The organism is Sporolactobacillus sp. PKPK-6 (assembly GCF_056678885.1).
This window is the reverse complement of the sequence record NZ_JBWXPA010000001.1, coordinates 869,202-881,187: the sequence shown is the minus strand read 5'-3', so window position 1 is coordinate 881,187 and position 11,986 is coordinate 869,202. Positions and strand designations below refer to the sequence as shown.

Annotated in this window: 13 protein-coding genes and 1 tRNA gene; 11 read left to right on the top strand and 3 right to left on the bottom strand. The window is 45.5% G+C overall.

Annotated features, from left to right (window positions below):
- The first annotated feature begins 42 nt into the window (after positions 1-42).
- The 11 genes from AC1MBV_RS04240 (at position 43) to AC1MBV_RS04190 (ending at position 9,676) form a co-directional block, all read left to right on the top strand.
- The gene (locus AC1MBV_RS04240) at positions 43-234 is read left to right on the top strand and encodes a PspC domain-containing protein (protein WP_255746661.1); all 192 of its coding nucleotides are present in this window, start codon (positions 43-45) and stop codon (positions 232-234) included.
- 5 nt (positions 235-239) lie between these two features.
- Complete coding sequence (locus AC1MBV_RS04235) at positions 240-617, top strand: phage holin family protein (RefSeq protein ID WP_255746662.1); 378 nt, start codon at positions 240-242, stop codon at positions 615-617.
- Positions 618-940: 323 nt separating this feature from the next.
- A complete protein-coding gene (gene hprK / locus AC1MBV_RS04230) occupies positions 941-1,861 on the top strand; it encodes an HPr(Ser) kinase/phosphatase (RefSeq protein WP_255747076.1) in 921 nt (306 codons plus the stop codon).
- 32 nt (positions 1,862-1,893) lie between these two features.
- Entirely contained in the window at positions 1,894-2,703 is an 810-nt protein-coding gene (gene lgt / locus AC1MBV_RS04225; RefSeq protein ID WP_480947582.1) for a prolipoprotein diacylglyceryl transferase, read from the top strand.
- A gap of 121 nt (positions 2,704-2,824) precedes the next feature.
- Positions 2,825-3,475: a pyrophosphatase PpaX gene (gene ppaX / locus AC1MBV_RS04220; RefSeq protein WP_480947581.1), complete on the top strand. Its 651-nt coding sequence runs from the start codon at positions 2,825-2,827 to the stop codon at positions 3,473-3,475.
- A 65-nt stretch (positions 3,476-3,540) separates the two neighbouring features.
- Positions 3,541-5,127 (top strand): tetratricopeptide repeat protein, encoded by a 1,587-nt coding sequence (locus tag AC1MBV_RS04215; protein ID WP_255746665.1) that lies wholly within the window; start codon positions 3,541-3,543, stop codon positions 5,125-5,127.
- 139 nt (positions 5,128-5,266) lie between these two features.
- Positions 5,267-6,217, top strand: a complete 951-nt coding sequence (gene trxB, locus AC1MBV_RS04210; protein WP_255746667.1) for a thioredoxin-disulfide reductase — start codon at positions 5,267-5,269, stop codon at positions 6,215-6,217.
- Positions 6,218-6,594: 377 nt separating this feature from the next.
- Positions 6,595-7,461: an RNase adapter RapZ gene (rapZ, locus tag AC1MBV_RS04205; protein ID WP_255746668.1), complete on the top strand. Its 867-nt coding sequence runs from the start codon at positions 6,595-6,597 to the stop codon at positions 7,459-7,461.
- 4 nt (positions 7,462-7,465) lie between these two features.
- A complete protein-coding gene (locus AC1MBV_RS04200; protein ID WP_255746669.1) occupies positions 7,466-8,428 on the top strand; it encodes a gluconeogenesis factor YvcK family protein in 963 nt (320 codons plus the stop codon).
- Positions 8,429-8,445: 17 nt separating this feature from the next.
- Positions 8,446-9,378, top strand: coding sequence for a DNA-binding protein WhiA (gene whiA / locus AC1MBV_RS04195; RefSeq protein ID WP_255746671.1), 933 nt, complete (start codon positions 8,446-8,448; stop codon positions 9,376-9,378).
- 43 nt (positions 9,379-9,421) lie between these two features.
- Positions 9,422-9,676 (top strand): HPr family phosphocarrier protein, encoded by a 255-nt coding sequence (locus AC1MBV_RS04190; RefSeq protein WP_255746672.1) that lies wholly within the window; start codon positions 9,422-9,424, stop codon positions 9,674-9,676.
- Between the two features lie 64 nt (positions 9,677-9,740).
- Here AC1MBV_RS04190 and clpP read toward each other — a convergent pair whose 3' ends face one another.
- The 3 genes from clpP to AC1MBV_RS04175 all read right to left on the bottom strand — a co-directional run bounded on the left by clpP (position 9,741) and on the right by AC1MBV_RS04175 (position 11,973).
- On the bottom strand, positions 9,741-10,325 hold the full coding sequence (gene clpP / locus AC1MBV_RS04185) for an ATP-dependent Clp endopeptidase proteolytic subunit ClpP (RefSeq protein WP_255746674.1): 585 nt from the start codon (positions 10,323-10,325) through the stop codon (positions 9,741-9,743).
- A 209-nt stretch (positions 10,326-10,534) separates the two neighbouring features.
- The gene (locus AC1MBV_RS04180) at positions 10,535-11,599 is read right to left on the bottom strand and encodes a D-alanine--D-alanine ligase family protein (protein WP_255746675.1); all 1,065 of its coding nucleotides are present in this window, start codon (positions 11,597-11,599) and stop codon (positions 10,535-10,537) included.
- Positions 11,600-11,900: 301 nt separating this feature from the next.
- A tRNA-Arg gene (locus AC1MBV_RS04175) sits at positions 11,901-11,973 on the bottom strand.
- Between the last annotated feature and the right edge of the window lie 13 nt (positions 11,974-11,986).

Genomic DNA, 11,986 nt, shown 5'->3' with positions numbered 1-11,986 from the left:
AGGGTATAGTGGAATAAGATGAATGAGGCGGGAGGTTTTTTCGTGTACAAACAATTATTCCGATCAAGAGAAAACAGGGTACTTGGCGGTGTACTCGGCGGAATCGGCGACTATTTTAATATTGACCCCGTAGTTGTCAGGCTTGCCTTTGTGGTTTTGACAATCGTAACCGCCTTTTTTCCATGCTTGATTGGTTATTTTATTGCTTATCTAATTATTCCTGAAAGAGTGTGACGCTTTTGTTTAAAAACTGGTTTGCCAAAACCTTGCTTAATGTCATCATAAATATGGTGATTTTAATGACACTTGCCGGCTATCTTCATACGATGGTGCATCTTTCCGGCATTGGCGCGGCTTTTGCTGCCAGCCTGATCTTGTCATTTCTCAATCTCTTTATCCGGCCGGTTCTGTTATTATTCTCCTTACCGGCGACCGTCCTGACGCTCGGATTCTTCATTTTTGTCATCAATGCATTGATGCTGATGCTGACGGCATCGATCATGGGCCCGGCATTTGAACTGGACGGCTTTGGAAGCGCGTTGATCGTTGCGATCATTATGGCTATTTGCCAGATGATCATCCAAAACTTTATAATCAAACCCTTGCGGCGCGAGTAATTGCGCCGTTTTTTCTGCTGTTTCCCAAGGATTTGCCCGATCATTTAAAATCATGGGATTCATTTTTTGGCGCGCGGCGAATCTATGGTAAAATAAAGAAAATGTGACTAATCATCGGGCAGTACCCCGATTTATTAAATGAACCTGAGAGAGCACCGGACCGACACCCCGGTGCACTAATAGAAAGAAATGGAGGCTGATTCTCTCTCTCAGGCGTGTACGCCTTGCCCGGCGGATTTTATGCTTCCCGAACGCCTGTCAGCCCTAACATGAGGTGCGTGATGACGGAAGAAAACGGACAGGTTCCGGCGGCAAATGAAAACATGAGCAGAGTGCGTGTGCGTGAACTTATTGAGCATTTTGATTTGAAGCTGGTAAGCGGCAAGGAAGGGTTGGATCGTGAAATTATTGTCAGCGACATTTCGAGACCCGGCTTGGAAATTGCTGGCTATTTTACTTATTATCCCAGGAGACGTCTGCAGCTGCTTGGGCGTACCGAACTTTCTTTTTTTAATGAATTGAGCCAGGATGAGCGGTATAAACGAACCTCTCAGCTGTGCACCGCACAGACGCCGTGCATTGTGATCTCTCGTGGAATTGAAGTGCCTGAGGAATTCATCATTTCATCAAATAAACGCCATGTCCCTGTGCTTCAGTCGAAGATGCAGACGACACGACTGAGCAGTATGATCACAAACTATTTGGAATCGCGACTCGCACCGATGACAGCCGTGCACGGCGTGCTCGTTGATGTCTATGGTGTCGGAGTTCTGATTACCGGGGACAGCGGCGTGGGGAAAAGCGAAACAGCACTCGAACTCGTGAAGCGCGGTCATCGCCTTGTGGCGGATGATTCGGTTGAAATTCGTCAGGAAGGCGAGGCTGAGCTCGTCGGCAGCGCGCCGGAATTGATTCAGCATCTTCTTGAAATTCGTGGACTCGGGATTATTAATGTAATGACCTTGTTTGGCGCCGGGGCAGTCCGCAATTATAAGACCGTTTCATTGGTCATTCATCTGGAACTGTGGGATCAGAGCAAAGTATATGATCGGCTCGGACTGGATGAAGAAAAGATTAAATTGATTGATACGGAGATTCCAAGGCTTGTTCTTCCTGTACGACCGGGGCGCAACCTTGCTGTCATTATTGAAGTAGCGGCGATGAATTATCGGTTGAAAAACATGGGTTACCATGCCGCGCAGCAATTTGCTGATCGACTGAATGACAGTTTGAATGATCGATAATCCATTTTATTTAAGTTGAGGTGTCCATCTTTATGAACGAAGCAATTGAACCGCTCAATCGAGTGGCTTTTGAATTAGGACCGCTCCATATTTATTGGTACGGCATCATTATCGCGGCAGGCGCTTTAATTGGACTGCTTATTGCGATGCGCGAGGGCAAACGTCTTGACCTCCCGCCAGATACATTTACCGATTTAATTCTCTATGCAGCGCCAATCGCGGTGATCTGCGCACGTATCTATTATGTGGCCTTTGAATGGGGTTACTACTCCAAGCATCCCGGAGAGATCATTGCTATTTGGAACGGAGGCATCGCAATTTATGGTGCCTTGATCGGTGCAGTGCTGACCGCAGTTGTCTATTGCCGGCTCCGTCATCTGTCTTTTTGGAAGGTTGCCGATGTCTGCGCACCGAGCGTTATCCTCGGTCAAGCGATCGGACGATGGGGCAATTTTATGAATCAGGAAGCGCACGGCGGTCCAACAACACGGGCGGCACTGGAACACTTGCATCTGCCTCATTTCATCATCAACCAGATGTATATTGATGGGACCTATTACATTCCGACTTTCTTGTATGAATCGGTTTGGAATATCGTCGGTTTTGTTATTCTGCTGGTTATCCGGCGTGTCGTTCGATTGAAACGCGGCGAACTTTTTATGATTTATGTAACTTGGTATGCCTTAGGCCGCTGCTATATTGAAGGGTTGCGCACAGACAGTTTGATGCTCGGGCCGCTTCGCGTATCGCAATGGCTGTCCGTTGTTTTGGTTATTGTTGGCTTAGGACTGATCACCTATTGGCGAACGGCACAGAAAAACAGACCGCTCTATAGTGAGTAGACATAAATTTAATTGATCATCGCAATTCAAGAAACAATTGCGGTGATTTTTTTCTGTATAGAGAGATTTGATGCGAATTCATTAACACTTAGTTGAGTTTTCTTTTGGGGAGATGAGCAATTTGATAAAGACGGTTTTATTTGATTTGGACGGAACACTGATTGATACAAATAATTTAATCCTGACTTCTTTTCAATATACACTGGACCACTATTATCCAGGAAAATTTACACGGAAAGATCTGATCCCGTTTATCGGTGAATCCTTGGAGACAAGCTTTAACCGGATTAGTCCGAAGCTGACAAATGAAATGATTTCCATGTACCGCGATCATAACAGCCGATTCCATGACAGGCTTGTCAAGGAGTTTCCCTACGTGCGCGAAACCTTGACCGTGTTGAAAGAAGATGGCTGCAAACTCGGCGTTGTTTCAACCAAAACGCGAGATATGGTGGAGCGCGGTCTCCATTTGACCCGAATGGCTGATTTCTTCGAAACGGTAATTACGAGCAATGATGTTACGCGGCTCAAGCCAGATCCTGAACCTGTAGTACGCGCGATGAACGACTTGGCCGCACAGAAGGAAACAACTATTATGGTTGGTGACAGCCCGGCCGATATCCTGGCAGGAGAAAATGCACATGTTCGCACCGCGGCAGTCGGTTGGTCACTCAAAGGGCGGACGATGCTGGAACGATTGAACCCGGATTATTTATTGAATAACATGAAGGATTTGCTCAGTATCGTACGGAGTACAGAAGTAACAATCTGAATTAAGAGTTTCTAGAACAACCGCCAAGAGACGGTTGTTTTTACATGTCGGCAGGTAAACTGTAATTGGCAAAGGCTTTTCAAAAATGGCGAGAGCAGTTATGCTATAATTATTTGGGATTGGAAAAAGAGGCACGGGGGCAAAAGGATTTTATGGAGGAGAGAAACTGCACGAAAAAAGCACGCGTCATCGATTTTCATTGTGACGGTGACTTTTTTTATCAGAAAGGGATCGCTTGTTTTGAAAAAGGCGATCTTGAACGCGCCAGCAAATATATGGAGCGCGCAATCAAATTCAAACCGAATGATGTCGAATACCTTTGCCAGCAAGCTGAGATTCTTGCTGAGCTGGAAAACTATGAATCATCAATTCGCTTACTAAAAAAAGTGGTTTATGAACTTGATTCGAAAATGACCGATTGTTATTTTTTTATAGCAAATAATTATGCCTATCTTGGGGAATTTCAAGAGGCACTAGATGAAGTTCAAATCTATTTGACTTTGGAACCGAACGGAACATTTAAGCATGAGGCTCAGGAATTGTTTCAAATGCTGAACTCAGAAATGAAAGAATTGGATGAAGATGAATCTGCCTATGTTACGGTTCATGAACGCGGTCGTCTGGCACTGGAACACGGCCATTTTGACGAAGCAATCCATTACTTTAAACAAGTGATTGAGGACGAGCCGGATTTTCTTGCGGCACAGAATAATCTTTCAATCGCCTATTTTTCTATGGATGATCAGGAAAATGCGCTTGCCACTGCATGCCGCGTTTTGGAAAAGGATCCGGGAAATATTCATGCTTTGTGTAATTTAGCGACTTTTTACTATCAATTGCACGATAAATCCGGGCTGGAGAAAGTGGTTGCACGTCTTGATTTGATCTATCCGCTTTACCCGGAGCATTGCGGAAAACTCGGCTCAACCTATCTTTTTATCGGCAATTACAAGCGGGCTTACTACTGGTTGCGCATTGCGGAAAAGCGAGGCGCACGGCGTGATCAGGTTTTTTACTTCTGGATGGCACTTTCTGCTTATCATTGCGGCGATGAAGAGGCGGCTAAGCAGAACTGGAGACGTGTTGACTTTTTCAGTGATAAGCCCTTCCACCCGTTTAAGTACAGCAAGATTCAGGACATGATGTTCGAACCAGGGGCGGAAAAGAACTTCATGGTTCGGGAGCTCATTCGAAAAGAAGCATGGGAAGACGTAAAATCGTTTCAAATTTTTTCTCTTTTCTATGCTGCGCGGTGTCATGATCGTTCTCTGCTTCTGGATGTGGCGAAGAAAGGCACAGATCCGGAAATCATGGGTCATGCACGCAGGCTGGTTGAAGAAATGGACAGCGGCGTGCGCGACCTAAGTATGCAAGTCATGCGCGAGGTTGAGCGGTTAGCAGGAGGCTGCAAAGAGACGTTAAAGCATCCGGAGCTTTACAGTTTCTGGGCCGTTGTCGATTCGTTCGCGCATATCCGTGAGGAGGACATCAAGGGCTGGGCTGCTGCTTTGATTTATTTGTGGAAGAAGGAGTTCGGCAAACCGGCTGCTCAGAAGGACATTGCGATGGAAGCAGGTACGACACTGTATCGATTGCGAAAACATATTCAGGAATTATCAATTGCGCTTGAAAAACAGTGGGATGATGATTGATACGAATCAAGTGTTTTTACGTATGAGCAATTTTCTGGACTTTGGTCGCGCCATTCTTTAGCATAGAATTATCAGATCAGTAGATAATAATAATTATAAAGAAGACTAGCAAATTTGCTATGGAAGGAATGGATTGACGTTGGCTGAAGAACAGAAAATTTATGATGTCATTATTGCGGGGGCAGGGCCGGCCGGAATGACGGCCGCCGTGTATGCGGCGAGAGCGAATATGTCAGTGTTGATGATTGAACGCGGAATTCCAGGTGGTCAGATGGCGAATACGGAAGCAGTCGAGAACTATCCCGGTTTTGAATCGATTCTCGGACCGGATCTGTCAAACAAGATGTTTGAGCATGCGAAAAAATTTGGAGCAGAGTATGCGTATGGCGATATTAAGAAAATCGAGGATGGTTCGGATGTCAAAACTATTGATTGCGGAAGCAAGCAATACAAGGCGCGGACGGTCATCGTAACGACGGGTGCTGAATATCGCAAGCTTGGCGTTCCCGGCGAAAAAGAATTCGCTGGCCGCGGCGTGTCCTATTGCGCGGTGTGCGATGGCGCATTCTTCAAGGAGAAGAAACTGGCGGTGATTGGCGGCGGTGATTCTGCGGTTGAAGAGGGAACTTATCTGACACGTTTTGCATCCAAGGTAACAATCGTTCACAGGCGCGACCAGCTGCGCGCACAGAAGATTCTTCAGAACCGTGCATTCAATAATGAAAAAGTTGACTTTATTTGGGATACCATTTGCACGAAGATCAATGGTGCGGACGGCAAGGTAGCCAGCCTGACGCTGAAGAATAAGAAAACCGGAGAAGAAACCGATTTTCCAGTAGACGGTGTGTTTATTTATGTCGGTATGAATCCGCTGACTGGTGCTGTGAGCGATTTAGGCATTCTTGACGATGAGGGTTATATCGTGACGAACGAAAAGATGGAGACCAGTATTCCAGGTATTTTCGCGGCAGGCGACGTGCGCCAAAAGGAGCTGCGCCAAATTGTGACAGCGACCGGAGACGGCAGCATTGCGGCAGAAAATGCACAGAAATATGTTGAGAAGCTGAAGGATGCTTCGGCAGTCAAATAAGGCCTGTGCGTCTTTAGTCATGATTCTTTAGATGAATCATTGGGCGTAATTTCATAAGTGTTTAATCATCATGTAATCATTATGAAATGAAAACACGATATGATTAAAGTATGAAATTGACCCCCCTTTTTATATAAACATTTAGTGGCATCGCAATATGGCGGTGCTGCTTTTTTTGCCTTATTTCTCTGCGCTTTGTCGCTTCCGGGCAAGGAAAATAGTTGCCAATACGCATCGCATTTTTCATAAACGCACGTCTGCTGATTATCGTTTATCTTTCTGAATGCTTCTTTTTCGAGTATACTAAAGATGAAAGAATGCCTTGATGCAGGTGTTGCGTCACAGGTGAAAAATTGATCGGTGGGGACGGATGCAGGATGAAAGATATTCAAGTAGTGATCATAACCGGAATGTCGGGCGCGGGAAAGACAGTTGCGACCCGTATTTTTGAGGACTTGGGTTACTTCTGCATCGATAATTTGCCGCCGACTTTGCTTCCAAAGTTCATTGACTTAATTGAAGATTCAGATTCGGAAAAACTGAATAAACTAGCATTAGTCATGGATCTTCGCGGCAGAACTTTTTTCGATTCGCTTTTCGCATCACTGGATGCATTCAGCAAATCCGAGAAAGTCAGGCCGAAGATTCTTTTTCTCGATGCGAAGGATGATGCACTAGTTCATCGCTACAAGGAGACACGCCGCTCACATCCGCTGTCTCCGAAAAGCCGGCCGATTGACGGTATTCGCGCCGAACGAAAAAAACTTGAAGAAGTTAAAGGACTCGCCCAATATTATATAAACACAACAGACATGAAACCAAGAGAATTACGCGATCGCATCGTTCAGGAATTTGCCAGCGAAACGGAGACATTCCGCGTTAATTTGCTGTCCTTTGGTTTTAAATACGGGCTTCCCATCGATGCTGATCTCGTTTTTGATGTACGTTTTCTGCCCAATCCTTACTACGTGAAGCATATGCGTGAGCGGACTGGACTTGATACTGATATTTCTGAGTACGTGCTGAAATGGTCGGAGACGAAGCAATTTTTGAAGAAGCTGATGGATCTGCTTCAATTCATGATTCCACAGTACAAACGTGAAGGCAAAGGGCAGCTGGTTATTGCGATCGGCTGCACAGGCGGCAAACATCGATCAGTCGCCTTGACCGAGTGGATTGCCAAAAAACTTTCCGGAGATTTCCCGACGAATGTGTCGCACCGGGATATTGAGAGAGGAAAATAATCGAATGACAGATCGAAAAAAAGTCGTTGCGATCGGCGGGGGCACAGGGCTTCCGGCGGTGCTTCGCGGTTTGAAGAAGTACCCGGTGGATATCACTGCGATTGTGACTGTTGCGGACGACGGCGGCAGCAGCGGAAAGCTGAGAAATGAGCTGCAGATTCCTCCGCCCGGCGATATCCGCAATGTACTTGTTTCGCTATCAGATATTGAACCGATGTTCGAACAATTGCTTCAGCATCGGTTCAAAACAGACAGTGGATTAAACGGCCATTCCTTAGGAAACCTGCTGATTGCCGCGCTGACATCGATAACCGGTGATTTTGTCAAAGGTGTGCGCGAATTAAGCCGAATTCTCAATGTTCACGGCCAGGTGCTGCCTGCGGCGGATCAAATGATTGCACTCGGTGCAGTGATGAGCGACGGCAGTATCGTGGAAGGAGAATCGCATATTCCCGAAGTGAACAAACGGATTGAACGTGTTTTCTTAAAGCCGGCGGATATTCAGCCGCTCCCGGAAAGCGTCCGAGCGATTCGTGACGCGGATTTAATTACGTTCGGACCCGGCAGTCTTTATACGAGCGTGATCCCTAATTTGCTTGTACCGGAACTCGCCGATGAAATTGCGCGTTCGAAGGCCAGAAAAGTGTATGTGTGTAATGTCATGACGCAAAAGGGGGAAACCGACCATTTTACGGCATCTGAACATATTAAGGCCATTCATCGCCATGTCGCACATCCTTTTATCGATACAATTATTGTGAACAGCCGGCCCATTAAAGTCGACTTGCTGAAGCGTTACGCAGCTGAAGAATCAGAGCCGGTGCAGATTGATTGGGAGCAACTGAATGATCTAGGCATTGATGTCATTCATGCGCCGCTGATCAAGACTGCCGGAGGCGTTGTACGTCATGATGAAGAAGTCGTCGGCCGTATGCTGATGTCTTTATTTACGGAGAAAAAAGTGTAAGGTTTGGAGGGATTGGCATGTCATTTGCCGCCGAAACCAAAAAAGAATTGACGATGCTCGAGGTAGATGACTGCTGCGCGCGTGCGGAGCTTGCTGCGCTGACACGAATGAATGGCTTCATCTCAATTCGTAACAAGAGAATTGAATTGGATATCGCAACAGAGAATGCAGCAATTTCTCGACGGATTTTCCGACTGATTAAACAAGCGTACCATTATCAAATCGAGATCCTGGTACGGAGAAAGATGCGGCTGAAGAAAAATAATGTTTATATTGTTCGTCTGAAAGAAACGGCGCGTCCGTTCCTGGAAGATTTGAGAATCATTGATGACGGAGGACAGTTTACCCGTGAAATTGCCCCAGAATTAATTGAGAGCGACTGCTGCAAACGTTCCTATCTGCGTGGATCATTCTTGGCAGGTGGTTCACTGAACCATCCGGAATCCTCATATCACTTAGAAATTTTTTCGAATTATGAAGAACATACGTATTCTTTGGCTAAACTGATGAATACGTTCAATCTTAATGTTAAGATCTTGCCGAGAAAGAACGGATACATCATTTATATGAAAGAGGGCGAAAAGATCACCGATTTTCTGAGCATTATCGGCGCAAACAAAGCTCTGTTTTATTTTGAGGATATCCGTATTGTCAAGGACATGCGTAATTCAGTGAACCGGCTTGTCAATTGTGAGACGGCGAACTTGAATAAAACGGTCTCCGCTGCGATGAGACAGATGGAAAATATCCGGTTGATTGAGAAGAGTATCGGGTTGGAAGAATTGCCGGATAAATTGCGGGAAATTGCTGAGATTCGGTTGAAAAATCCGGACATTACGCTGAAAGAGCTTGGAGAAATGGTTAATGGTGAGCCAATCAGCAAATCTGGGATTAACCATCGCTTCCGAAAAATCGACGCGATTGCCAATCGGATTCGACAGGGCCAATAAATGGTTGTGCGCCTTCATTTTTATGAAAGGAGGAATGGACAACATGCTGACTAAGAAAGTGATCATCGGGCTGGAAAATGGCCTTCAGGCGCGGCCAGCCGCTCTATTTGTGCAGAATGCCAACCTTTATCAGGCAGCTATAACGCTTGAAAAAGACGGGCACGTAGCAAATGTGAAGAGCATCATGGGTGTCATGAGCATGGCACCGGCTCGCGGTGAGCAGCTCATTCTGACCGCTGAGGGTGAGGATGAACGTATGGCGCTTGAGACGCTGGCTTCTTTTATTGAAAACAAATGATAACGCTTACTAAAAGACAATAAGAAAAGCCGGAGCAGATGCTCCGGCTTTTCTTTATGGTCAATTATTTTGCTGAAACCATAATATCGTCAATCAAACCATACTTCTTCGCTTCTTCTGCGGACATGAAATTGTCACGATCCGTATCACGAGCAATCACTTCGTAAGGCTGACCGGTACGTTCAGCATAGATATGATTCAACTTTTCACGAATAGAAATGATCCGCTTTGCGTGAATTTCCATATCTGACGCCTGACCCTGCATGCCGCCAAGCGGCTGGTGAATCATAATTTCGCTATTCGGCAGTGCGTAACGCTTACCGATTTCGCCTGCAGTTAAGAGGAAGCTGCCCATTGAAGCGGCCATACCAATGCAAATGGTTGATACCTTTGGTTTAATAAACTGCATTGTATCAAAAATGGCCATTCCTGCGGTAATTGATCCGCCGGGGCTATTGATGTAAAGCGAAATATCTTTCTCCGAATCTTCTGCTGCCAGGAAAAGCAGCTGTGCGACAACCGCATTAGCTACATTGTCGTCAATTGCTGTTCCAAGCATAATGATACGGTCTTTCAATAAGCGTGAGTAGATGTCATACGCGCGTTCGCCGCGGTTTGTCTGCTCAATGACTGTTGGTATTAAAGGCATTGAACGAACCCCCTTTTTCCATTGAAGAAAGTTATTTTTCCCATTACCAACATCCATGATACATTAAAGGTCAATATAGGTCAAATTTAACGATCCACTGCTCAGCTTTTCATGAAGTTGAGGCAGTGGATCTCTCCTATAATGACAAACTGAGTGCAGAAAGCGCAAACTTCAGAGCCAATAATAGTTATCAGCTCTCAAGGTTTCAATTATTTGCTTTGGAGTGCTAATTGAATGGCCGTATCCGTAACTTGGGTCAGGCTGATGCCGGCAGCTTTCATCATTCGCGGATAGCGGCTGTAGCTGGTGAATCCGGGCATTGTATTTATTTCATTAAAGACAACTTCATGATCAGGTGTAAGGAACATGTCGACACGTGTTAATCCTGTACATCCCAGCGCACTATAAATTGCTTTAGCGGTTTGCTTGATACGTGCCTCAACGTCTGATGAAACATCGGCTGGGACGCGAATCGTTGAATTCTCGGAATCTGTTTCCGGATGTGATTCCTGATGAATGCGGAAGAAACCGTGAGACAGAACAATCTGATCAACTTCGCCGACTGTCAAGTCGTCCCCGTTTCCTAAGATGGAGCAGCCCACTTCACAGCCGTCGATTCCTTCTTCAATACAGATTTTGCTGTCGTAGTTCTGAGCATCAACAACTGCCGCTAAAAGACCGGCAGAATCAGCAACCTTAGTGACGCCGAACGAAGAACCGCCGTTTGCCGGTTTGACGAAAACCGGGTAACTCAAGCCGACACTAATTTTCTCTAACTGTTCCTTTGAGGACTTCCCGGTGATGGAAACTGTTTCAGGAACACGGAAGCCTGCGTCCTTCACGATACGGTGTGAAATATCCTTATCCATGCCCATTGAAGAACTCAGCACATTACAACCGACATAGGGAATTCCAGATAGTTCAAGGAGGCCCTGAATGGTTCCGTCTTCTCCGTTTTTACCATGCAAAACGGGGAAAACGACATCAAGATGTGTGCGAATAAGCTGATCATGATGCTGTTCAATCAATCCATGCAATTTTTTATCCGGTAAAATCCATGCAGGCACACAATTTTGTTCACTCCAAGTATCCGAAGGAATGGCATCTACCTGGCCTGTATATCTTTTCCATGAACCGTCCTGCGTTATGCCAATCAGTACCAACTCGTATTTTTCAGTATCCAGGCTGGTGATAATGGAGTATGCAGACTTCAGAGAGATTTTATATTCTGCCGAGTGACCTCCAAATAGAACGCCTACTGTTACTTTTGTCAATGTGTACGACTCCTTTTTATTCTGAGTATTTGTTTTCATTCCCGTTTAAGCGGAACATAATTTTCTTTAATGATTCAAAGAAAAATGAAAACACCAATTTGTACTTTATTGGTTAATCATAAAGCAAATTATAGATATTCGTCTTAATTATTTCTAAAGTTTTGCCTATAATTTGATACAAATTTCATAGACAATACGGTACAAGCACATTCATGGAATAAAAAGGGCACTTCCGAGCGTTTCTCAGAAGTGCCGTCAATACAATTACTGTATGATGCGTTCGGATTGCTGCACCATTTGATGCGCTCGAAGGGAGTCGAACCCCCGACACATGGTACCGGAAACCATTGCTCTATCCACTGAGCTACGAGCGCATAGGTAAGAAAA

Bases quoted from the DNA above. Each gene is read 5' to 3' on its own strand.
- hprK (WP_255747076.1), top strand. From the start codon at position 941: ATGAGCAGAGTGCGTGTGCGTGAACTTATTGAGCATTTTGATTTGAAG.
- lgt (WP_480947582.1), top strand. From the start codon at position 1,894: ATGAACGAAGCAATTGAACCGCTCAATCGAGTGGCTTTTGAATTAGGA.
- rapZ (WP_255746668.1), top strand. From the start codon at position 6,595: ATGAAAGATATTCAAGTAGTGATCATAACCGGAATGTCGGGCGCGGGA.
- AC1MBV_RS04200 (WP_255746669.1), top strand. From the start codon at position 7,466: ATGACAGATCGAAAAAAAGTCGTTGCGATCGGCGGGGGCACAGGGCTT.
- whiA (WP_255746671.1), top strand. From the start codon at position 8,446: ATGTCATTTGCCGCCGAAACCAAAAAAGAATTGACGATGCTCGAGGTA.
- AC1MBV_RS04190 (WP_255746672.1), top strand. From the start codon at position 9,422: ATGCTGACTAAGAAAGTGATCATCGGGCTGGAAAATGGCCTTCAGGCG.
- clpP (WP_255746674.1), bottom strand. From the start codon at position 10,325: ATGCCTTTAATACCAACAGTCATTGAGCAGACAAACCGCGGCGAACGC.